General features: G+C 39.5%; 21 protein-coding genes, 1 tRNA gene and 1 pseudogene. 13 read left to right on the plus strand and 10 right to left on the minus strand.

The features are described 5' to 3' along the window. Positions 1–125 precede the first annotated feature (125 nt). The 8 genes from BSR11_RS17515 (at position 126) to BSR11_RS02645 (ending at position 7,051) form a co-directional block, all read left to right on the plus strand. Positions 126–257 carry a hypothetical protein gene (locus BSR11_RS17515; protein ID WP_258306865.1) on the plus strand — a complete coding sequence of 44 codons (132 nt, stop codon included), beginning with the start codon at positions 126–128 and terminating at the stop codon, positions 255–257. Then, a complete protein-coding gene (gene rpsU, locus BSR11_RS02615) occupies positions 248–463 on the plus strand; it encodes a 30S ribosomal protein S21 (protein WP_004396009.1) in 216 nt (71 codons plus the stop codon). Before BSR11_RS17515 ends, rpsU begins: the two co-directional genes overlap by 10 nt. Positions 464–491: 28 nt before the next feature. Then, the gene (locus BSR11_RS02620) at positions 492–935 is read left to right on the plus strand and encodes a GatB/YqeY domain-containing protein (RefSeq protein WP_072668928.1); all 444 of its coding nucleotides are present in this window, start codon (positions 492–494) and stop codon (positions 933–935) included. A 96-nt stretch (positions 936–1,031) separates the two neighbouring features. After that, positions 1,032–2,795, plus strand: a complete 1,764-nt coding sequence (gene dnaG / locus BSR11_RS02625; protein ID WP_072668929.1) for a DNA primase — start codon at positions 1,032–1,034, stop codon at positions 2,793–2,795. A gap of 97 nt (positions 2,796–2,892) precedes the next feature. After that, the gene (gene rpoD / locus BSR11_RS02630; RefSeq protein ID WP_072668930.1) at positions 2,893–4,764 is read left to right on the plus strand and encodes an RNA polymerase sigma factor RpoD; all 1,872 of its coding nucleotides are present in this window, start codon (positions 2,893–2,895) and stop codon (positions 4,762–4,764) included. A gap of 141 nt (positions 4,765–4,905) precedes the next feature. Continuing rightward, a tRNA-Ile gene (locus BSR11_RS02635) sits at positions 4,906–4,981 on the plus strand. 335 nt (positions 4,982–5,316) lie between these two features. Then, positions 5,317–5,652: a helix-turn-helix domain-containing protein gene (locus tag BSR11_RS02640; RefSeq protein ID WP_020904247.1), complete on the plus strand. Its 336-nt coding sequence runs from the start codon at positions 5,317–5,319 to the stop codon at positions 5,650–5,652. Further along, entirely contained in the window at positions 5,645–7,051 is a 1,407-nt protein-coding gene (locus BSR11_RS02645; protein WP_072668931.1) for a HipA domain-containing protein, read from the plus strand. The genes BSR11_RS02640 and BSR11_RS02645 overlap by 8 nt, the downstream gene beginning before the upstream one ends. Positions 7,052–7,131: 80 nt before the next feature. On the opposite strand, the gene BSR11_RS02650 is transcribed toward BSR11_RS02645, so the two are convergent. The 4 genes from BSR11_RS02650 to BSR11_RS02665 all read right to left on the minus strand — a co-directional run bounded on the left by BSR11_RS02650 (position 7,132) and on the right by BSR11_RS02665 (position 12,247). Then, the gene (locus BSR11_RS02650; protein WP_072668932.1) at positions 7,132–9,609 is read right to left on the minus strand and encodes a DEAD/DEAH box helicase; all 2,478 of its coding nucleotides are present in this window, start codon (positions 9,607–9,609) and stop codon (positions 7,132–7,134) included. Then, a complete protein-coding gene (locus tag BSR11_RS02655) occupies positions 9,602–10,453 on the minus strand; it encodes a Hachiman antiphage defense system protein HamA (protein ID WP_167363640.1) in 852 nt (283 codons plus the stop codon). The genes BSR11_RS02650 and BSR11_RS02655 overlap by 8 nt, the downstream gene beginning before the upstream one ends. A 357-nt stretch (positions 10,454–10,810) precedes the next feature. Beyond that, positions 10,811–11,626, minus strand: coding sequence for a restriction endonuclease (locus BSR11_RS02660; protein WP_072668933.1), 816 nt, complete (start codon positions 11,624–11,626; stop codon positions 10,811–10,813). A gap of 456 nt (positions 11,627–12,082) precedes the next feature. Beyond that, positions 12,083–12,247: a helix-turn-helix transcriptional regulator gene (locus tag BSR11_RS02665; protein WP_005480576.1), complete on the minus strand. Its 165-nt coding sequence runs from the start codon at positions 12,245–12,247 to the stop codon at positions 12,083–12,085. A gap of 100 nt (positions 12,248–12,347) precedes the next feature. Between BSR11_RS02665 and BSR11_RS02670 the strand changes: the two genes are divergently transcribed. The 4 genes and pseudogenes from BSR11_RS02670 (at position 12,348) to BSR11_RS02685 (ending at position 16,620) form a co-directional block, all read left to right on the plus strand. Then, positions 12,348–13,505: a MarR family transcriptional regulator gene (locus BSR11_RS02670; RefSeq protein WP_072668934.1), complete on the plus strand. Its 1,158-nt coding sequence runs from the start codon at positions 12,348–12,350 to the stop codon at positions 13,503–13,505. A 484-nt stretch (positions 13,506–13,989) separates the two neighbouring features. Next, positions 13,990–14,562 (plus strand): metallophosphoesterase family protein, encoded by a 573-nt coding sequence (locus BSR11_RS02675; protein ID WP_139299786.1) that lies wholly within the window; start codon positions 13,990–13,992, stop codon positions 14,560–14,562. A gap of 66 nt (positions 14,563–14,628) precedes the next feature. Then, positions 14,629–15,947, plus strand: a pseudogene (locus BSR11_RS02680) (type II toxin-antitoxin system HipA family toxin). Between the two features lie 61 nt (positions 15,948–16,008). After that, entirely contained in the window at positions 16,009–16,620 is a 612-nt protein-coding gene (locus tag BSR11_RS02685; RefSeq protein ID WP_072668936.1) for a hypothetical protein, read from the plus strand. A gap of 236 nt (positions 16,621–16,856) precedes the next feature. Here the strand turns inward: BSR11_RS02685 and BSR11_RS17245 are convergent, their stop codons facing one another. Both BSR11_RS17245 and BSR11_RS02690 read right to left on the minus strand, forming a co-directional pair. Continuing rightward, positions 16,857–17,042: a hypothetical protein gene (locus BSR11_RS17245; protein ID WP_167363641.1), complete on the minus strand. Its 186-nt coding sequence runs from the start codon at positions 17,040–17,042 to the stop codon at positions 16,857–16,859. Further along, positions 17,042–19,243, minus strand: a complete 2,202-nt coding sequence (locus BSR11_RS02690) for an AAA family ATPase (protein ID WP_072668937.1) — start codon at positions 19,241–19,243, stop codon at positions 17,042–17,044. Before BSR11_RS02690 ends, BSR11_RS17245 begins: the two co-directional genes overlap by 1 nt. Before the next feature lie 1,076 nt (positions 19,244–20,319). Between BSR11_RS02690 and tenpIN the strand changes: the two genes are divergently transcribed. Next, on the plus strand, positions 20,320–20,763 hold the full coding sequence (tenpIN, locus tag BSR11_RS02695; protein WP_072668938.1) for a type III toxin-antitoxin system TenpIN family toxin: 444 nt from the start codon (positions 20,320–20,322) through the stop codon (positions 20,761–20,763). Between the two features lie 121 nt (positions 20,764–20,884). Here the strand turns inward: tenpIN and BSR11_RS02700 are convergent, their stop codons facing one another. The 4 genes from BSR11_RS02700 to BSR11_RS17350 form a co-directional block, all read right to left on the minus strand. Continuing rightward, complete coding sequence (locus tag BSR11_RS02700; RefSeq protein WP_072668939.1) at positions 20,885–21,850, minus strand: GlxA family transcriptional regulator; 966 nt, start codon at positions 21,848–21,850, stop codon at positions 20,885–20,887. A 64-nt stretch (positions 21,851–21,914) separates the two neighbouring features. Continuing rightward, entirely contained in the window at positions 21,915–22,316 is a 402-nt protein-coding gene (locus BSR11_RS02705) for an ester cyclase (RefSeq protein ID WP_000200174.1), read from the minus strand. Positions 22,317–22,340: 24 nt separating this feature from the next. Then, complete coding sequence (locus tag BSR11_RS02710) at positions 22,341–23,117, minus strand: MBL fold metallo-hydrolase (RefSeq protein WP_072668940.1); 777 nt, start codon at positions 23,115–23,117, stop codon at positions 22,341–22,343. 563 nt (positions 23,118–23,680) lie between these two features. Next, positions 23,681–23,860, minus strand: a 180-nt coding sequence (locus BSR11_RS17350; protein ID WP_208604764.1) for a hypothetical protein, incomplete at its 5' end; no start/stop codon positions are given.

Consider the following 23,860-nt stretch of genomic DNA (forward strand, 5'->3'; position numbering starts at 1 on the left):
GGTTATTACCTTGCTCAGTGAACAACCGCCAATAATCAAAATTCCGCTCATGTTACCTCGGCTTGGCATGACAAACAAACTTTGTACAGACAGTAAACAACAAAGTACTTTACAAAGCGGTCACGATGGGATTAAAATTCCGCACCATTTTTGATCAAGCTGGTTATCGCTCTAGTCAACAAAGTATCTTGTTACTTGAGCCACAAAATACCAGCGTTAACGAATTAACCCCTGAGGTGAAAGGCATATGCCAATAGTTAAAGTACGTGAAAACGAACCGTTCGACGTAGCATTACGTCGTTTCAAGCGCTCTTGCGAAAAAGCAGGTATCCTTTCTGAAGTGCGTCGTCGAGAGCACTACGAAAAACCAACTACTGTTCGCAAACGTGCTAAAGCAGCTGCTCAAAAGCGTCACGCTAAGAAGCTAGCTCGCGAAAACGCTCGTCGCGTTCGCCTGTACTAATAACTGATTCCAGAAAAGGAATAAAGTTATGGCTCTGATTGACACTCTCAAAGAAGAGCAAAAATTAGCGATGAAAGCCAAGGACAAAGCGCGCCTTGGCACTATCCGTTTGGCCTTAGCCGCCATTAAGCAACGTGAAGTCGACGAGCAGATTACTCTGAGCGATGACGATATTCTAGCTGTGCTGATAAAAATGGTTAAACAACGTCGCGACTCTGTTGCGCAGTATGAAGCTGCTAATCGTCAAGATTTAGCGGATGTGGAAAAAGCGGAAATCACCGTTCTTGAGGAATTTATGCCTCAACCATTGAGTGAAGAAGACGTTATCGCCTTGATTGACAGCGCGGTGGCCGAATCTCAAGCCAGTGGCATGCAAGACATGGGTAAAGTGATGGCACTGATTAAACCACAAATTCAAGGGCGTGCAGATATGGGTAGAGTAAGCAGTTTAGTTCGCGCTAAACTCGTTTAATCCCACACCCAAATTGCATCAAGCCGTGCTATCCTCTGGTAGGCACGGCTTGTTCGTATCTACACTTTTGGTTTCTCTCTCTTTCTTTTAGGTTGTATGGCAGGACAAATTCCTCGTAGTTTCATTGATGATCTCCTTGCTCGACTTGATATTGTCGACATCATTGACGCACGTGTAAAACTTAAAAAAAAGGGCAAAAACTACGGCGCTTGTTGTCCATTTCATAATGAGAAAACGCCCTCGTTTAGTGTTAGCCAAGAAAAGCAGTTTTATCACTGTTTTGGTTGTGGCGTACATGGCAACGCAATTGATTTCCTTATGGAATATGAACGACTGGAATTCCCTGAAGCCATTGAAGAACTTGCTTCTTATCTAGGATTAGAGGTTCCACGTGAAGAACGCTACAACAACAGTCAGTCAGCCTCAAATTCAACACCGCGCGTTAATAGTGATGAAAAACGCACACTGTATGATTTACTGGGCAACATCGCACAGTTTTATCGTCAGCAATTAAAAACGCCAGCCGGACGAGGCGCGATCGAATATCTCAAAGATCGAGGCTTATCCGGTGATATAGCACAACAGTTTGGCATTGGTTACGTACCTGACGAGTGGGACTTAGTACGCCGTAATTTTGGCCAACATCCACAAACTCAAGAGATGCTGGTAACTGGCGGGATGCTGATAGAAAACGAAAGTGGCAAACGCTACGACCGTTTTCGTGGTCGAGTCATGTTTCCGATTAGAGATCGCCGAGGTCGCGTGATTGGCTTTGGTGGTCGAGTCATTGGTAATGGCACACCTAAGTACCTAAACTCACCAGAAACACCGATCTTCCATAAGGGTAAAGAGCTTTACGGCTTGTATGAAGTGATGCAAGCCCATCGTGACCCGACACAGATACTGGTCGTTGAAGGCTATATGGACGTGGTCGCTTTGGCTCAATATGGTGTTGATTATGCAGTTGCCTCACTGGGTACCGCGACCACAGGCGATCATTTACAACTGTTGTTTCGTCAAACCAATACCGTTGTCTGTTGCTATGATGGTGACCGAGCTGGTAGAGAAGCGGCCTGGCGAGCTTTAGAAAATGCACTAAGCTATCTTAAAAGTGGCAATATTCTTAAGTTTCTTTTCTTGCCCGATGGTGAAGATCCTGACAGCTACATCAGAAAGCACGGTAAAGAAAATTTTGAACACGCTGTACAGCATGCGAAGCCTCTCTCTAGTTATCTGTTTGAAAACCTGATTGAGACCCACAAACTCAACTTAGGCACCGTTGAGGGGAAATCAACCCTACGCACCCTAGCGAATGACTTGATTAACAAAATTCCAGATATTGGTTTTCAACAAGAGTTGGATGAAAAACTCGATAAACTCACTGGCTTTATGAGCCATGGAAAACAACGTCGAACTCAACCAACAAGTGAACGACCACAACCGCACAAAGAGCTAAAGCGCACCCCAATGCGTGAAGTTATCGCTTTGCTTGTGCAAAATCCGAGCTATGCTGAAATGGTGCCGGAGCTGTCGAGTGTCAAACACTTAGCCATTCCCGGTTTAAGTTTGCTGGTCAATGTGGTTGAAAATTGTCAGCAACAACCTCATATCACTACCGGCCAATTGCTCGAGCATTGGCGTAATAATGAACATGAGGCACTGCTGTCTCGTCTGGCAAGTTGGGAAATCCCTCTTGTCGAAGACAATCAAGAAGAACTATTTTTAGACTCATTGGACAAAATTCTTGCCCAGTGTGTAGAAAAACAAATTGAAAACTTGCAGGCGAAAGAAAGAAGCGTCGGTTTATCAACCGATGAAAAAAGGGAGCTAATAGCATTAATGCTAGAATTGAAAGCGTAACCCAGTTTAAATAGTCAGCAACGAATAAATTTGTTAATATACATGGTTTGCATTTCGCACACTATTCTTTCACCAGATACGAAGTTGGATACCGTCTATGGATCAAAGTCCGCAGTCACAGCTAAAATTACTTGTCATCAAGGGCAAGGAACAAGGCTATCTGACCTACGCCGAAGTAAATGACCACCTACCTGCTGAGATCGTCGATTCTGAGCAAGTGGAAGATATTATTCAGATGATCAATGACATGGGTATCAAGGTAGTAGAAACTGCTCCTGATGCCGATGATCTCGCGTTAAGCGATGATAACACGATCACTGATGAAGATGCCGCTGAAGCCGCTGCCGCAGCGCTTTCAAGCGTAGAAAGCGAGATTGGTCGAACTACCGATCCTGTGCGCATGTATATGCGTGAAATGGGAACCGTAGAGCTGCTAACTCGTGAAGGTGAAATTGATATCGCTAAACGCATTGAAGAAGGTATTAACCAAGTTCAAAGCGCCGTTGCTGAATATCCAGGTACGATTCCTTATATTCTTGAGCAGTTCGATAGAGTTCAAGCAGAAGAGTTACGCCTAACCGATCTCATTTCCGGTTTTGTTGACCCGAATGAAGATGAAACTACTGCGCCAACGGCAACGCACATCGGCTCAGAGCTGACTGGTGCTGATCTCGATGACGAAGACAGTAAAGACATCGATGACGACGAAGACGAAGATGAAGATGGTGACAGCACCGACGATGCCGAAGAAGATACTGGTATCGATCCTGAGCTCGCACTAGAAAAATTCACTGAGTTACGTAATAAATATCAAAACTTACAGTTAGCGATCAACGAACACGGCAATGACAGCTCAACAACTCAGCAAGCTTCTGAGTTGGTACTAGATATCTTCCGTGAGTTTCGTCTAACGCCTAAGCAGTTTGATCATTTGGTTACCACACTACGTAACTCAATGGAACGTGTTCGTACTCAAGAACGCTTGATCATGAAAACCGTGGTCGAAGTCGCTAAAATGCCGAAAAAGTCATTCATTGCCCTATTTACTGGTAATGAATCGAGTGAAGCATGGTTGGATCAAGTCCTAGCGACCGATAAGCCTTACGTTGAAAAAATTCGCGCCAATGAAGAAATGATCCGTCGTTCTATTCAAAAGCTGCGTATTATTGAACAAGAAACCTCACTTGATGTGAACCGCATCAAAGACATTAGCCGTCGCATGTCAATTGGTGAAGCGAAAGCTCGCCGAGCGAAAAAAGAGATGGTAGAAGCCAACCTACGTTTGGTTATTTCAATTGCTAAGAAATACACCAACCGTGGCCTACAATTTTTGGATCTGATCCAAGAAGGTAACATTGGCCTAATGAAAGCGGTGGATAAATTTGAATATCGCCGCGGTTATAAGTTCTCAACCTATGCAACATGGTGGATTCGTCAAGCCATCACCCGTTCTATTGCCGATCAAGCGCGCACCATTCGTATTCCAGTTCATATGATCGAAACGATCAATAAACTGAACCGAATTTCGCGCCAGATGCTACAAGAAATGGGTCGTGAGCCTCTGCCTGAAGAATTAGCGGAACGCATGCAAATGCCGGAAGATAAAATTCGCAAAGTGCTCAAAATCGCCAAAGAGCCAATCTCAATGGAAACGCCAATAGGTGATGATGAAGATTCACATCTAGGTGATTTTATTGAAGATACTACGCTTGAACTGCCTCTAGACTCAGCCACGGCAACGAGCCTAAGAGCCGCAACAAGAGACGTTCTGGCTGGCTTAACACCACGTGAAGCTAAAGTGTTACGGATGCGTTTTGGTATTGATATGAATACAGACCACACTCTTGAAGAAGTGGGCAAACAGTTCGATGTTACTCGCGAACGTATTCGTCAAATCGAAGCCAAAGCACTGCGTAAACTTCGTCACCCAAGTCGCTCAGAAACCCTGCGCAGCTTCCTTGATGAGTAAATCAAACTAACGTGTTTAAAAGGTGAGCAAATGCTCGCCTTTTTTATTACCCCAAATGCTAAGTGAATAAAAACTAAGCGCTATTACCCTATTTTCCGGCTAGACAGACACCCAGCCTTCCCCTATAATCACACACCTATCGGCCCCTTAGCTCAGTGGTTAGAGCAGTCGACTCATAATCGATTGGTCCGCAGTTCAAGTCTGCGAGGGGCCACCAAATTCTAGAAGGTTAGTAAGCGTAGTGTTTACTAACCTTTTTTTGTACCTGACGATTTTGGGTCAGGTAATGGGTCAGGTAAGCCCCGATCACTCACTCTTCTCTGTCTTCTCCCAATATTAATCCGAATACTACGCTGTTGCCAAATGTGTCCTTCTGGCTGATAAAACTCTCTCATAGAGAACAAAGAGAGGTATTAAACTCGCAAACCAACCATAAGTAACTTAAATTGCACTTATAGATAATTTCTTATACATTCACTACAAAAGTGAGTTATAGTGAACTTATATATTAAGACGAACCCAATAGTGACAAAAGTACATTAAAAGGCACTTATGAAAAAAGGTAAGATGGTAAAGGCACAACCTATGCCTGATTTGAATACCGAGTTCAGTATGGAAACGCTGGGGAGCGCCATTCGCTCAAAGCGTACAGATAGAGGCTGGCGTATTGATGATCTCGCTTCAAAAGCCAACTTATCTCGTAGAACAGTCATGAAAGTAGAAAAAGGCGATACCAGTGTCACCTTTGCCAATGTACTCGTCCTCATGGACATCTTAGGGCTATCTTTACGCCTTATCGATTTAAACCTATTTGTTCGTCCACATAGCCAAATAACCTCCCAAGCTGAAAACAGCGTGAGAAGCAATGAGGACGGTTGGTATGAGTAAGTTACAACAGTTAGACGTGTTTATCGGTACGAATACCAAAATTGGTCGTTTGATTCTTCCTGTCGGAACAGAAACAGAGTTTTCATTCATCTATGAAGATGAATGGAAACACACTGGTTTCCCAATTTCGCCACACATCCCTTTCGATGATAAGGCTTCGCCACGTAGTATTGAGAACTACCTCAGAAATCTCCTTCCTGAAGGAGAAGCCTTTGAGGAGATGATACAAAACACCACTATCTCCAAAAGCAACACGTTCGGGCTGATTCGTAAGCTTGGTGCGGAAACATCTGGCGCATTATCTTTTCGAGTTCCAGAATCAGAACCTCAAGAAACTAGTTTTAGACCTGTACCTGATGATGAACTAATAGAACGACTAGAGAGAAATCTAGCGCCATTAGTATATTGGGACGGTAAGGTTCGCCTTTCGGTTGCTGGTGTGCAAAACAAATTAAACTTACTTAAGCGCGGTGATGAATGGGGGTTTGGTGAAGGCAAATTAAGTTCGAACTACATTCTGAAGTTTGAAAGCGGTAGAGCACCGTGTATTGCTGTTAATGAGTTCTTTTGCATGACATTAGCCAAGCTAGCAGGTTTGGACGTCGCTAATGTTGAGTTAACTCGCATTGGGAACACTAGGACACTGATCATAGAGCGGTTCGATCGTGCCTATATCGAGGCTCGTGATGTCGTTCAACGAAGACATGTGATTGATGGCTGTCAGGCAACTGACTTACCTCCAGGTTACAAATACGAGCGTCAGAATGGGGATGAAGGCGATGGCGTATATATGCGTGATGGCGTTTCTTTCCCACGCCTACTGAGCGTCAAAACTATAGACACGGTAATCACCAACCTAAAGCTCACCCAATGGATGCTCTTTAATCTAGCAACGCTAAACTACGATGCCCATGGTAAAAATATTAGCTTCTTCGTCACCCCTAAAGGGCTGGAACTGACCCCTTTTTATGATTTAGTAAACATAGAAGCAATCGCTCAAGAGGGAGCAAAACGCAACTCACGAAGCGGTAAATTGTCTGCTGATGAGGGCCGTGCCGCCAGCATCCCTCAATATTTTGCAATGTCGATTGGAGATTGGGAAAGTGAAGACTTTCAAAATCCGCCGAAAGGTAACTTCAAACGCCCTATCACCAGCTATGATCTCGCTGAATTCGGCGCTCTGCTGGGTTATTCAGGCACCAAAATGGCTTCCATAATGGTAGAAACCGTTGGTGCTATAAAAAACACCCTGAAGGAAGCGATTGAACTTACCGAAGCTCAAGGAATCGAGGATCGAGAACGTGAACACATAGAACTATGTGTCTCACTAATCCAAACAGAGTGCGAATACTTGCTAGCGCAAGCCGACAGCGTGCCAGAAATGAGTGGGCTTCTTTAATGGCTAATACAGGGGCTATAGCAAGCAATTTATAAATTATTTTTGGAGAAGGTCAGACTATAAAGTAGTAGTTAATAGTATTAACCCCTCGTCACGTTCATTTTTACTTCTAACTGTTGAAGTAGTCCTTCCTCTTGTCTCTTCATTTCGTCGATAACTAAGTAACTAATTCTTTTTGAATGAGAATTAGGGATATCCAAAACAAACTGCGGGTATTTAACGAGTAATAATTCAGCCACGCCTCTCGATAAACCGATTTTAATTAACTTAATTGTTTCATCATCGGTCGTACCATATTTTACTTTTTTATAGAAATTTAAATTAATCTTATTAAGATCATTAAGAATCTCAATAAATTTCAGTAACTCATGTTCGAGAAAGTCTTCTTCTTCCTTGATTCGTACAATCGCCAGATTAATTTTTTCAGCTCTAGTTTTGCCACCTATTTGAGTGTAGTGAGTTTTATGTCCACCAGAGCGTTTAACTTCATCCCCCCACTTACCAACGTAAATTTGAAAATTAGGCATTCGTTGAATCAAATCATCCCAATATTTAATGAATAAGCGAATCATTAATTTGAATGGCTTTTTATCTATTTTCCAATCCAATAGCATTGCATAAAAGGTTTTTGCTTCTTGATTTTCAAGTCGAAGTAAAGGCGAATCATCACCTTCAGTTTCTTCAACAAAACACACAAAACAATTATAAATAACATCCATTAATTGATTGGTGTTTGTTATAGATTTATCTTCTATACTTTCTATTGTTTGATGTATTTCTAGCTCTTTATCAAAAACTTCAATTTCGCTAACACTATTTGCTATAAGCAAATTGCCTACTTCTGTTTTCGTGTATTTGTATTGATAATCATTAACAACACCGTTCTCTAAGTTTTCCAACCTAGTTATGGCATCTTTATATTCCTTTTTATTACCATCTACAATATCAACAACTTCTAACAGCACATTTTCTGGATTGTCTTTAAGCTCTTTTCTTACATTAACTCTATTTTGTAAAAATTTATGAAAATTAGCTTTTGCAGCCGAATATTTATCAGTCCCAATTAAGTGAATCTCAGGCGTTAGCTTTTTGATATTGTTAGAATTAGATTCATTAAATATTTCTGAAAAACGATTTACTCTACCAACTAAGTTTTTAAAATGAGCAGCAGTTAAATTTCCAATTCCCTTTTTTGTGCACATTAAAAATAGTCGCTCTATAGGCATATTAATACCTTCAAGCAAGGTTGAACTAGAAACTAAATACTTTAACTCTGCACACTCCCTAAAGAGATGCTCAACATAATTTCTAACTGGCTCAGTCATGGAGCCATGATGATATACAACCCCTCTTTTAAGACTTTCCACGATAAGATATTCAGGCGAAAATCCCTCTGATAATTCATCTATTGCTGAATTAATCTGCTCATTTTGAATAATGGGTAAAGAAATAATCATTTCTTTAACAAAAGATTCAATACTAGTGGGCTTATTGAAATAAATGATATTTTTATTTGCAGAATTCTGGAACAGATAATCAAAATAGTCTTGGACATTAGCATTGTTTTCTATAAAGCTGTTGGTAAATTGATCGTAAAACGAAAGTTCCTTTTTCTCGCATCTAAAGTCAGCTATAAAATAGAACTCTGATTTTACATATTCATCTATTGAAAACTTTAAATCTGAAGGAGGTGTAAACTTCAGCTTTATACTTTCAACTTCATTTATAAATGGAGTCAAATACTTAACAGCGGTATTACTATTTCGAAATTGCAAAATAGTTATGACTGATGCTAATAAACGGCTTCGACTATCTTTATTAAGTAAGTTATGGGCTTCATCAACAAAAACTGTGTCGAAAGCTAAATCTCTATATTGGGAAAGTAGCCTAGATAATCGCTCTTGTGTTAACAGAAAAATCTTAGCATTTGGGTTTTCTTCATACATCTCAGGGTGAGTAATTATAAAATCGACACCTTTAATACCTGCATCAAATATTCTCTTTTTAGTTTGAGCAAGCAGTGACTTTGAGGGGACAAGTATACAAGTTTTTGTGTTTCCGCTACTTATCTCATTTATAATCAAGTCTGACTTACCATAGGATGTAGGAGCAACCACATACAACGATTTATTCTTATTTACTTTCACAAAGTCACTTAAAGCATACTGTTGCTCCGTTCTATACAAACCGTTAGTTTCAAATGAATCAATAAAACTTAAACTAAACTCATTCACAAAACTAGATCTTGAGATAGCTGTAGGATTGTCAATAAGTTGACCAATCATTCTAGCTACAGGAATTAGTCCATTGTTTAACGAAAAGTCATACAAAGGGATATAGTCCCCTGTATTTAATGAATACTTTAGAACAATTCGATAGGCTAATCGTTTTAGCGAAACTTCATCTTGATTCGTCAGTACAATAGCTATAGAAAGCAATTTCAAATAATCACTTGGCTCTATTTTTTCATTCAATAATAAAGAATTATATAGCTCATTAAAAGAGGTGTTTAGTAATCTTAATAACGTTAATTGTTTTGGGTTATTTCCTTCAACCATCTAACTCTTCCTCAAATAAAAAGTGAGCTACTTTCTCATATGTACTTTTCTGAATAGATAGGGTAAAAACCTTATTAAAAATGGCTTCTTCTTTTATTTTTGAGCATGTTTCTATAACAGTATCTGATTTAAAAGGGTTATTTACATCAGAATACAAAATAGAAACTAATATCACATTGTTGTCTTCCGAATTCGCCTTCTCGTCAGCCGCAGCAACTAGCTCATCATCGAGAATTTTTATGATTACATCTTTGTAATCTCGGCAATCAAGAATTGAGTTGTTTGTCGAGTTAATTGCATTTTGCCAAAAGGTCATTTCGCTTTCATTTAACCTTCGGTTTAAATCGCTTTTAGCTGTATTTAAAAATCCGCGTGTTGAATTATCTGGACATCCTGTTTGGTTTAATGCACCAGATTTTACTTCTGTTATCCAAACATCTTTTCCACTTGCTTCTGCTAGAATCAAGTCAAACCCTTTCCTTTGACTTTTTTCTTCCATGTTAAAAAAGGGTGAGACAACTTCTAAGTTTTCGAATAATTCAAAAATTATGACATGAGTAAGAAGCTCCCCAATCATTCCTTTCTTAATATTATCAGTTTTTGAGGTGTATCGACTCCGAAACGCTTTCAATGTTCTTTGATATGTTTGACCGCTAAGGCCTCTCTCAGCTAAAGCAGTACCGTAGCAAATATTCTGTAAATGATTCCTAATGCAATTTTTAATTTCATGGGTTAATAACTGGACATGACAAGTCAGGTAATCGGCTCCTGAATTAATTATTAGTCCTTCAATAGTTTTCAATCCAGCTTCCTCGCTTATCCTCGGGTAAGTCATTGAAATCATAAACTTAACCATTTTATAACTTCTACTCTGAACCAATAAAAGTCAGTGGTCAAGTATTAGGCATATTTAAAATCGTGATAGGGAAAAAGTGTTTCAGAGCTTACGTTCATTACCCCATTGGTTCTGACAAACCCACTTATGAAGATAATGTGTAGCACATTTTTCACCAAAGATTTCTGCACCAGGAGCGATTTTTTATCTATTAATTAAATGACCAAACTTTAGTTTTTGATGATTTGAGCGAGAACAGTGTTCTCGCAGTAGCATTCTTCTCTGACAGCTAGACTCAATAGGTTAACTTTTATGTTCTGAGAACCCCCTTCTATACGGTTAGACTGCTTGAATCCTCACTCACATTCAACAGTCGCAAGTGTAGCGACACTTAGGATACGCAGAGCAACCATAGAAACTTTTACCCGCATTACGGCCTTTTCTAGCAACATGAATCACAAGGCTAGACTGGCAGTTTGGGCAAACCTTGAAATGAGGATCGAGTGTAGGCTCATCAATGACTGGCTTATTCATAAAGCTGCGTCCATCTTCAATCATGTGGACTAGCTCGCTACCATTAACCAACCACATGCGCTTCTCTTGAGCAAAGGCGATGGCTTCAGAAGTAAAATCTCCCGATGTTACGATGATCATTTTGCTAGCACGATTGTCGATCATCACACCATACATTTCTCTTAAGACTTGAACTCCGACTTTTCTAGCTTTCCAGTGCTTACATTGTACAAGACTCAACTCACCGTCTTTAGTTAACCAAATATCTACCCCACCATCGGGCTGCTTTGAGAAAGATTGTTTAACGTCGTAGCCTTGCTGCTTAAAGTACTCGCCAATGTAGCTTTCAAATTCAATCCAGCTGAGGGAATTAAGCGGAGTCGTGTTTTTGTTTGCTCTGATTTGAGACGTCGTCGCAAGATAATTATGCTTTCTCTGATACTGCTTAAAGAATGCAATGGGAGCAGGAATTAAAAACAAAAAAGCAAAATACGGTGCCATTTGCGGAAGATTCGGCCCAATGGCATTGAAGATGAAGTTATCACTGCGAGCCGCTAAGCCTGGCAATAGGAAGGATAAACCAACATAAATGCCTGCTGAGAACAAGATACTCACCCACCACGGCGCATCCATCAAATGCCAAATAATTCCATCATTTTTCCGAGCCATAACTCCTCCTAATAAGCATCAAAATGCATTAAAGCACAATTGCCAGACCTAATACATAGAGTTAAATCATGTATTTAGTGGGAGAACAAACAGCTAGAACATAGTTCTAGCAAGAGCATTTTTTATTTATTAATTAAATGACCAAACTTTAGTTTTTGATGATGTGAGCGAGAACAGTGTTCTCGCAGTAGCGTTTGAAAGCTATCAGCCTTTGCCTGAGATACCCAAACACTAGTCGGATAATACCTAACTCTGTCTTTCGTCATTCGGAGAACATCGTTCTCCGTTCAACTGATGAAGATTTAAGAAGAAATTAGCCCCCTGAGATAGACAAAAGCAGGAACAAGGTTCCTGCAAGAGCATTTTTTATTCGTGTTATTAATCATGCAAACAATGACTTACTTTATATTTACGAAGGTTAAGCGAGAACACTGTTCTCGCAGTAACAAGTTGCATCTATTTTTGTTCTTCTAGCCATCGCTCAATGTCTTTTCTCTGCCAGCCCACTACCCTAGAACTAAGCGTAACAACGGGTGGCATTTTTCCATCCCGACGCCAACGCCACAAAGTACTTACGCTTACCCCGATTTCTTTCGCTAACTGCTCTTGTCTTACAAACATTTTATTACCTTTATTTCTCTATTATTTAGTCGCATCTTAGATTCTCATCACCTGACTCATAATATAGAATAAGCAACAAACCATATTGACATGATAACTAATGAGCTTAGATCAAAAACGCAATGCATTGAGAGTACAGCTAGAAACAGCAATTAATGACTTAAAAAACCAGGCCGAATCTCAAGGTTGTAAAATTGCTCAGCGACGTCGTTCTGGGTATTTATACGCTGTCGATACCTTTCGGAACATTGTTCTCGAACCATGGTTTAACACGTTACTCAGTCAACATGGTTCTGTACTCCAAAAGCACCGTAGCTCCAACGCTATCAAGCTTGCAGATATCGTAGAAATTTATGGCGGATTAAATAAAACCATTAAACTTATTGAAACGGTGCTAGCTTTACGTGGATTCGGGCTTCATACTCAACGACGCGTCAATTATGTAGATCAAGTACTGTTGGGCTTAAAGGATCTGCGTTCACTCACTCCACAGCATCAAGAGGAAGAGGTTCGTTGGAACAGTGTTCTACCTTACTGCGCACTATGCTGGCGTCTACGCAGCCGATCTCACTACTACTGCAAAAAACATCATCCCATCAAGTCCACTAAACTTTATAAACAGCAAAAATACGCAGCTATCACTGCATTGAAACATCTGCCCAACCAGAACAGCACTGCTTACGAAAAGTACCTAGTACAACCTAACAAACAGAAAAATCTGGGACGACAACTGTATGACCTGGTCAGCGGCTATGCGCCGCATCCACGAGTATTTCTGCGCCACTGTAAAGATAGCGCGAAGGCAGGAGACTGGCTCTCGCTATCAAAGAACATTGTTCAGACATGTAAAGTAAACTACCCAGCGAGCTATAAAAAAATAAATCAGATCAAGTCAGATGATTTTAGTCAATGGTCATCATGGTGTATCGCGATAGTGAGATGTTTAGATCCTAAAGAACCAAACGCGTGGAGTGATAAAGAGTGCCTAACGCTTTTCAATGAGTTGAATACTTGGCCCACACTGATTGGGATCTTGCATCGCTTCGAATGTGTAGAACGAATCAATAACATTGAAACTAAGCGTGGCCCAGACGTTGGATATGGAGCTAATCTAGAACAACACCAGTTGATCAAAGAGCTGTTAAAACAACAACTAGCCACGAATAGCAAAACTAACTTAAGTGATATCGCCAGAACGCTTGGGCTTAGCAGACAACGCATACACCAGATCATTAAAAAACATCAATTGCTCTCCTAAACAGCAAAGTAACTGTGCAAAAAATAATCTAATTTATTTTACATTTTTAATTATTAAATCAAATAAAAATCATAAATATAATTACGAATAATTTAATTATTAAATTGAACCAAGATAATTATGGTAATAAAATAGTTTTTACTTATTGACTTTTTCATGTTATAACTATTATAACTGTTATAACTATTATAAAGTTATAATTCTAATATAAGGATACATTATTTAAAATCACTTAATAAAAGGTAGAACATCGTTTTTTCTGCTAAATTTCTTCTGCCACACTTGGCACATTCACTGCCAATCCTGACACTTACTCTGCCACTACTGGCAGTCTCGTTGCCAATCTTGGCAAAAAAATGTGCCACTCAATTTTGGTTTAAAAAACTTAGGCAAACATACAGTGCATTATTTTAATAAATAAAAAGTAAAACTTTGTGTTTATTATTTTCTATATATTATACTCAAGGTAAAGAAAAACATTTATTTGAATAATACTACAGTTCAGGTGTATATTATTCATAATATCGTTATTGAGAATATTCTTATGAGTAGATTTGTACTCTCCGCAGACTTACACCTAGGACATGATAATATATTGAAATATCGTTCAGGATTCGATTCTCCTGAAGAGCACCATAATATTCTATTTGATAACCTTGCATCATTTGTACAACGTCGTGACACGTTAATCCTGCTAGGAGATATTGCAACGACCCCGTTTTGGCTAGAGAAGGTTGCAAGTATTGAATGTACGAAGAAAGTACTCGTACTTGGCAATCATTGTACAAACATGAAGGTCAACGGCAAGATGCTCGCACTCGCAGATGGCTTCGATGAGATTCACTCGATGCTATCTAAACGAAATACCTGGTTTACACACTGCCCTATACATCCTCAGGAATTACATGGAAAGATCAATGTTCACGGGCATTTACATGACAGTATCATTCTAGATGATGCAGGCAAACCAGATCCCCGCTATATCAATGTATCAGTAGATCAGACTCAATTTAGACCAGTCTTGTTCGGTGACGTCGTTAGTCAAATCACTCGCTAAGTGGCTCTTGCCAACACTCTGTTTGATAAACGAGACAAAACCATATAGCAAAAAGGCTCACTGGTAATGGAAAGGCTAACAGCATATATGAACAACGAGCTTGTCGGGACTCTAGCAAAGTATCCAGACAACAGACTCAGCTTTAAATATGATTCTTCCTGGCTGAACAATGACAACGCTCGGCCTTTATCTCTGTCTCTTAAAATGCAGAAAAACACTATATCTTCTGAAGCGGTCTTCAATTACTTTGACAATCTTCTCCCAGACTCACCTGATACAAGAAGCCGTTTAGCCGCCAGATTTAAAACCTCCACTAAACAACCTTTCGATTTGCTCACAGCAGTTGGTCGTGATGTTGTAGGTGCTCTTACTCTACTGCCACCTGGTACAAAAAATGATAAGCCAGACTTGGAGTATGAAATCCTAGATGAAAAAACGCTCGAACTCATATTGTCAGCACTACAGGCAGGAACACCACATGGAATGATTGAAGAATCTGATGATTTCCGTATAGCCATTGCTGGCGCACAAGCTAAAACTGCGTTACTGAAAGTGGATAGCCATTGGTGTTTACCAAGTGGCAATACTCCGACAACTCACATCATCAAACTCCCAATGGGAATTCTCCAACAACCAAACTGCACGTTAGACCTAACGGATAGCGTTGAGAATGAATATCTCTGTGTCGAACTCGCACGAGAGCTAGGGTTTGATGTACCTAATATTGAAATTATTCAAACTCTGAACTTCAAAGCATTGGCTGTTGAACGTTTTGACCGAAAATGGACGAATGAGAAGACTCACATTCAACGTTTACCACAAGAGGATATGTGTCAAGCAGCTTCGCTGCCAGCATCAATCAAGTACGAATCTAGTGGCGGTATTGGAATCTTGGAAATTATGGACTTGTTATCTGGGTCTTCAAATGCCTTTGCCGACCGATACAATTTTATGAAATTCCAGGTGTATCAATGGGTCATTGGAGCGACTGATGGTCATGCGAAAAACTATTCGCTCACAATTGAGCAATCGGGGAGCTACCGCTTAACACCTTTCTATGACATTTTGTCCGCTTACCCTTTATTAGGTAAAAAAGGGCTTAACATCAGGCAGTTAAAGCTAGCCATGGGGCTAAGAGCATCAAGGGGTAAAAAATACGAAATCAACAAGATTTACTCTCGCCATTTTCTGGCAACCGCACAGCATGCCGCTTTGAACAGGACATAATGCAGGAAATTCTCGACACAATGAAAACCGAGCTTCCAAATGCTATTGACCGTGTAAATATGAGGTTGCCAAATGACTTTCCAGAACATATCTCTAGCCCTATTTTCGACAATGCATTGAAAATGCTTAAAAGACTCTCCTTACAGGCATCCGAGTAGAGTACAAGCAGTATGTCAAAAGCGGCTTACCCCTTCATCATTAAACTTTTTTGGAAAACCTATGGCATTCACATTTAAATTAGATTCCCCTATCCATGAGATTCAAGCATCTACAGCACTTCTAGTTCCAAACGTTCCAGAGCAGAATCTAGTTGATCAATTAGTTGAACTTGCAGCAAAAGAATATATTTCTTCATTAGAAAAAGGGAAAAATGGGGAGTTCGGCTTACTAATTCATGACAGCAACGGAGAGGAAGTAATTCATCTTGCTTATCGTAGTGACGTAACTTATCTAACGCAATTTGATAAAACAAAAACTCACATTATTAAATATGCTAGCGAAAAAAACATACCTACTAAGGAATTAGTTCTACCTAACGGTGAAGTATTAGTTATGTGCAAAAACAATGCTGACTCTGACGCTTGGTGCCAGTTGTTAATGAATTTTTCCGTGCAGAAAGTGGCTCAGATTGAGAGATTAGATTTACACCCTACTCTGCAAAGGCAAGGTTTTTTCACTAAGTTAGTAAACCAATTACTCTGCATTGCTGATACAGAGTATGTATTAGTGACTAACATCATCAATGACGAATGGTTTGAGTATTTAAAAGATGTAGCAGATGAAATAGTTGAAAATCGTTTTCAATGTAATGCTTTGTTTAACCAAAAATAACCCCTACTAGCTCTAGGTACTGGTGTACATCGCAAGACCAAGCATCAAAGCGCCCACATACAGCACACTTCTGGACAAAAACGCGTTTGTTCTGCTCCCTATCCTACATAACTCAGATTTGTGAGAGTTCTACATCACTCAAACTATGTAAGCGATTTACACAAAAATAAAAGTATATTAAACTTGTTTCGTTACCACTTAGGTAATTCTCCAGCCTACTGAACCGAAGTAGCTTATTACATTGTGTGATGAGGCTGCCTGTGGCAAGCACAGGCACTCAGTGGAGATTTTGCCGATGAGACCGAAAATTGTTGATGTACGTCAGTACGTTCGATTTCGTCTAGGCAAGCTTGAGGTAGTGTGTAAGCACCGCCGAGCGCTGCCAAGACGCTAAGTTGATTGAATACCTCAGTGGTAACCACTATATCTCCATCATACAGTTGTAATGTTCCTCGTCTTGACTCTTAGTAAATATAGACTTGAATCGTTCCAAATATGCTTGAGGTTCAACTTCGACCATCAAACCAATGTTCGTAGGATCAGAGTGTGAACTCCTATTAATGTAGCGATAAAATGCCTTATGTCCTTGTTCTGGCTCTTTTTCTGCTAACTCATTTAGTATGTCAGATAGCTTGTCTCTCTTGTGTACAAAGCCGAAATAATACTCAATGATATTTCGCATTACATTAGGTAAAACAACAGGGTTAGCACTCCCCTCAATGACATCTTTGATTATCTGCCATAAAGACTGATAATCATTTTTTAGCTCATCCTTATTCATTGACTGCAGATTAGTGTATTGCTTTTTGTTTAAGCGATATAGTGAGTATTTATCATTGAACTTGTCTTTACCTTGTGGCGCCAACTTCAGTAGCTCTTGATAAAAAAACAAACTATGAGTTAGCACAATAACCTTTTTGAACCTATTACCTTTAATGATTTTGGTGTGAGTAAGAGAGGCTATATCATAGATATAGTTTTGAGAGAGGCTAGAAATTGGATCATCAATAACGACTAGTTTTTCTTTATCGGCAATATCTGAGTCCTTACTCATACTGCCGTTGCATTTCTCGATAAAGTACAAGAAGGTTATCAGTGTTTTTTCTCCTTCACTGAGGGATTCAAACACTTCTTTCCCTTCTGTGGCCTTTTCACCTCGGCTAAGTACAAAGTAATTTGGTAGTTCTGGGTCAGTTGATGCAACAATTTCAAAGCTTGTTAGACCTAGACTCTTTAAATTTACATTAATTCTTTCAATAGTATCGTCGATATTTGACGTTTTGGATCGAAGGTAGCTGATTCTGCTAGCAACTTTTTGACCAACCTGTTTTACTCTTTCTAAATATGCATTTAGTTGTTTTATCTCATTAGCTTTTTCATCTATTAAACGCTTCTCCAATGAGAAAATAGAATCAGTATGGTATCTAAGTGAGTTCCACATCCTGTTTTGGATGTCTTGCTTGCTTTCCTTGAATTTTTTTGCCTTGGTCACTACCGATTTTACAACTGCATTGATCTCGTCAGATATTTTCATTAAAGGATCTGATTTTTCTTTATAGTCAATGAGTTCAATGGATAAGCTTGGCTTTTCTACCTTAGATTTAATCAGGATGAGATTATCTTGATAGGCACGATCTAGCAGTGCAATAACAGGGTCAATTTTGTGTAAGCTTGGCTCATATAGCGAGCAACTCACAAACGCATCTTTGATGGCGGTAATATAGTTAGTGACAGCATCAGCATAAGTCTTCGAGATAGCTTCTACTTTTTGAACGTTGGCGTCGTATGTTTTGTCAAATAGTGCTGCAAGCTCAGAGCGAAAGGTGTCATCTATAGTATCTTTTTGACAAAAAGGGCATTTTGTTTGAGTTTCCGCTAAGTAATTGTCTTTACCATTTTTAACCCAATTTAAATTGTTGAGTTCAGTAATAAACTCAGTGAGCTGACTACTTGATGAGCCTACAATTGGTTCGGAAAGTATGGTTGATTCTGCAACGCTCAGGCTTGGTGGAGGAGGCAGAGTAATTAGCGTCGGTAGAGTTTTATCAGACTGAGTTAGTGAATTGTACTCATCTTGAAGGCTAACAATTGAGTCTTGGGACGTTCCTTTTTGAGACTTTACTTTGTCGTAAAATTTACTTTTAGACTTTTTATACCCCTCAAGAAACGGTTCAAGGGAAGTTTTCTCGATGATATGCTTTTGTTTGAATACTTCTTCGATAGCTGAATCAGTTGCCTTTTTTTGATCCATTTTGGCGGCTGACATCTTAGTTCTGATACCGCTGTATAAGTCTAACAGTTTTCCCCTAAGTTTTGATTTTTCAGTAATTCTAGCTTCAAGATCTCCATTGTCTTTACTTAATGTGAATACACCTTCCTGCATTGAGCTTTTTACAAAGTTCTGATCTACAAAGGCTTGGTTGTACACAATAGGTGTAAAATGTCCTTCAACATTAAGGCTGCAACTATCGAACTTTTCTCTATCATACAAAAAATTAGAAATTGTAGACTTACCTGTTCCATTTAAACCGAAAATTAACGTATTTTGCTTTGATATATCGATAATTTGTGGTGTAGTCGGATGGTAACTAGTAACCCCTTTTATTGTTATAGAATCGTTCACTTTATCCTCGCTAGTTTTGACTAAATGCAGCAAACTTTTAGTAGCTAATCTAAGCTCTAAATAGTCAATTAATTACATAATCATACATGAGAAAAACTTGGTCAAGTTATGTCTGTAGGCTTGGTGAATTGGAACAACACTAACTCATAATGGGGCAGAACTGATTTAGCACCCCTACGATTCTGATGAGTATGAAGACCCAGACGATTTTGATGAAGATTAAAAGTGAGAATTTATGAGAGCCTTGCCACATGGCAAGGCGTTTGGTTAATGTGTTGCTAATATGTTGACATAATCAATAAAAGCCCCTATATACAGTATGTTATGGTTGTATATGGGGGCTTTTTTGTGAGTAAAAAATCTTTCTCAGACACTTTAATACTCCCTGCACCAAGTGGTGGCATCAGGTCAATTTCTGCAAGAACCCTTTTTGCAGTAACTTCGCTGCACAGCCATTATTCTCAAATCCGATGATATAAGGTTGGCAGCATTGGTTTCCAATGCCAGCCTGCATGGTATTGATAGATTCTTCATGCAGGCTAGACGTAGAGTAAGCGTGTTTGAACGACCATTTTCCAGTGGCACGAATAGCAGGAGGGTATGGTATGGATACAGTCCATATAAGACCGACATGTATATTAAACTTGCTGATTTGTATAGATTATTTTACAACTTTGTCCTTAGGGGAAAGATGGAAAAACGCCAGCTATGAGATTAGGTATAGCAAAAGGCGCAGTTTCTATAGAAAAAATCATTTATCACAATGATGTGAAAGAAAGCTTGGGCTACATCAAATATTGGTATAGTATTCATATCAGTTGGTTGGGTTATACGACGACTATTTGATCAAAGTAACTCTCTGATAGATATGGCTTAAAAGTGCTTGGCAGCAGTGGCTACGAGTACTAAAGTATAAGTGTAGATTGTGGCGGTAGGAACATCCCCACGTAAAAAACACCAAATTCCTTGTTTGTTGTGGCGGTAGGAACATCCCCACGTAAAAAACCTAAATTCCTTGTATTATCTACAAAAAAACCCTGACTCGAGTCAGGGTTTTTTTGTATATGGGATCGGATATGGAACTAAAAAAATTAGATCAATCTTTCTATGTAGACAACCCCAAAGTAGAACAAGCTTTGGATTTTGATAGTCAGTTAGGCACATGGAATAGCAGTAAAACCAGAGGTCATGGCATTGTTAAAATCACCATTAACGGATTAACATTCGCCATTCCTGTAAGATCATATATCAAGCACAATGCCTCATATATCTTAGAGGTGAACCGCCAAGATCGAACCATCAAAGGCATGGGGCTGGATTACTCAAAGGCACTCTTAATCAGAGATGATAGCCATGTTACTGATGATGTATTTGTCTTACGAAATAAGAAGTCTGGTAAAAAACTCATCGGCAAAGAAGAACATATAACCAGTCAATTTCAGAAGTATGTTGAAAAATATATTGATGCAGTAAAGCGCAACATGCCCCCATCAGCACACCTTTGGGCAAAGACGTGCTAGCTAAGATCGTGCTGCCACGTCTATGGACATAAATGAGCTACGCTGACCTCCCTAATGATCGGAATTGACATGAGGAAATGTATGGTAAACCTTAGTTGGAACGCTAAATATTTATCTAAGACTATTGGTGGAACGTTTTCCTCCATCGGTTGGGGGTCACCTCATAACGCTCCTTAAATTTATCTCTGAAAATGAGAACAGAGCTAAACCCAGTTTTTGCGACAATCTGTTCAATAGACAAATCTGTAGATTCAAGTAGATCCTGAGCCAAGTTTAGTCGCTCAGCCGTCAGCCACTCTCCAAATGACATACCTGTTGCTCTATTAAATTTTCTCGTAAAAGTTCGGCGGGTCATCATCACTGAATCTGCTAGCTCATCCAGTGAATATTTTTGATTGATATTGCGCCTGATATTGTCCATTAATGCATTGATACGTAAATCAGATGTCGTCACAGGTATAGGTTGATCTATAAACTGAGCTTGCCCACCATCTCTGTATGGAGGCACAACCATTCTTCTTGCTACTCGATTCGCAATAGTACTGCTGTAGTATTTTCGGAAAATATACAAACAGCAATCGATACCTGCGGCAGTACCTGCTGATGTGATCACCCCGCTATCTTCAACATACAAGGCATTAGTATCGAGCAAAACTTCTGGAAAGCGTTGACTAAAATCCTGTTCTAATTCCCAATGTGTCGCAGCTCGTTTTCCCGCTAATAAGCCAGCATAAGCGAGAACATAACCACCAAGACATAAACCGACAACCAATGCGCCTCGGGCATGAGCACGACAGAGAGCATTGAGCAGTTTTTCATTAGGCCGCTCATCAATTGTTCTCCAATAAGGAACAACGATAATGTCGCAATACTCTAAGAAATCCAACTGCGCCTCGGTATGAATTTCCATACCGATATCAGATAAAATCGGCTCTTGCTCTCCTGCGACAAATTTAAGCTCGAAAAAAGTTTCATTTAGGGTATCTCGCCCAAACACAATGCTCGGGACAGAAATATGAAACGGACTAAAGTGATTAAAGACGACAACAGCAACGGAAGGAATTGTATTTTTTTCAGTAAGATACATAGGGCATTTCCAAAGTAAAATGCACAGAGCAATGTCAATGAATCACTCTGTGCCGTTATCAACTCTAACTCTGTAGTTGCTTCATAATATCAACCTCATTGAAGTGCGCTCGTTTTTCGATGATTTTGCCGTCTTTAATCTTTAGCTGCATCATCAATGAAAATCGAACCTTCTTCCCTGTTGGCTGCAAATTATGCATAGGTGCCGAATGAACGCCTTCAAATATCATATAACAAGCTACTTTATCATCATGAGCGAAGATGTCATGTATACGGAAAACAAAGCCAGGAAAACCGTCCATATTTCCCTTTTCCTGAGTAAGGAAACCGTTGATATCTAATGGTGTATCGACTTGTGAGTAGAAAGTGAATTGCTCATGGCACATTGAAGCCACTGCATCATAATCATTGCCCTCTATAGCCCTGTAGAAAGACTTCACTAGCTCAATATTTGTCTCAGATGTCATTACCAGCATACTCCTAACATCAAACTAAAGTGTTACTGTTTCACCATCTTCTGGAACAAACACAAAATCGCTAATCATATTTGCAACTGCGTATTCGCGCATTTCTTGAGTCGTTACCAATACATGGTTAACTGCGCCCATATGAGTCGCAACGATTTTTGCTTTAGGAAGTACTTGGTGTGTTTTTAGTACATCTTCTTTACCCATGATAATAGGTCCAAAGCCCAGTACATGCGCCCAGCCAGTATTGAGAATAACGACACCAGGTTGTTCTTTTTTCATGGTTTCTTCTACACTTGGGATCCAAATCGTATCACCAACCACGTACAATTTTTCTTCATCGGCATGAGAGAAGATAACGCCCGTCACTTCACCCAAAATTTCTGCCATTTGTTCATGCTGGAAAGCAGCTTCTGGGCCATGCTGGCAGACTGTACGTGTAAATGAAATACCGTGATATTCAGTCTCTTCAGAGAAAATTTTAACGTTGGTAAAACCTTGTGATAGAAGAATAGCTTCATCACCTTCGTGTTGTACAAAAATCAATTTATCTTTAGGTATCACATTTACTGCTGTTTCATCCCAGTGGTCTGGGTGAGTATGAGTTAGTAAAACTGCGTCCACATTGATGATGCTTTCAATAGGCAAAGGCAATTCAACTGTTGGATTGCGTAAGTGGGAATTTGCTGTTCCTTCAAATCCAGGGTAAGTGCCTTTTGGCGCTAACATTGGGTCAATAAGGAATGTTTTACCTGCATAATCGATGACTTGTGTTGCATTGCGAATTTGTGTGATTTTCATAATTGTGCTCCAGTATTGCTGTGTTTTGCTGTAATGGAGTCATTTTATGCAATAGGATAGACGCTCAAAAGTGGCTTAAAGGACACATAAGGATACTATTGGGACAAAAATTTGTTCTTGGAATTAGTTGTTATTAGATAAATTGAGGGAAACTAATAGAAACCATTTTAGTGTTCATTAACTGACGTAACACTGTTTGGGGCAGAAACGAGTTATAGTCGGCGCTCAAAATCGTGCACTTCGGATAAGTTGAATAGGGTAAAACCAAGTAAACGAGTCTAACTGAAGCATGTCTATCAAGTCGGTGGCTATTCAAAGTTCTATCGTTGTTTTGCTTGATCTCTAAGATGCATTATTGAATCTTACCCAACGGTGTTTATGAACGGTCAAAGGTTATCTCGAAGCCAGACTGATTTAATCTTTTAATTTCACAACCTTAGATTGAAAAAGATTGGTTTTTATATCGTTGTTTTCCATGATCACTGACTGCAAAAAGTGAAAGAAGCTCTATCGTTGTTTTGCTTGACCTCTAATATGCATTGTTGAATCTTACCCAACGATGTTTATGAACGGTCAAAGGTTATCTCGAAGCCAGACTGATTTAATCTCTTTAATTTCATAATCTTAGAGTTAAAAAGATTGGTTTTTGTATCGTTGTTTTCCATGATCACTGACTGCAAAAAGTGAAAGAAGCTATATCGTTGTTTTGCTTGATCTCTAAGATGCATTGTTGAATCTTCCCC

The organism is Vibrio injensis, from assembly GCF_001895205.1.
In the GTDB taxonomy this organism is placed as follows: domain Bacteria; phylum Pseudomonadota; class Gammaproteobacteria; order Enterobacterales; family Vibrionaceae; genus Vibrio; species Vibrio injensis.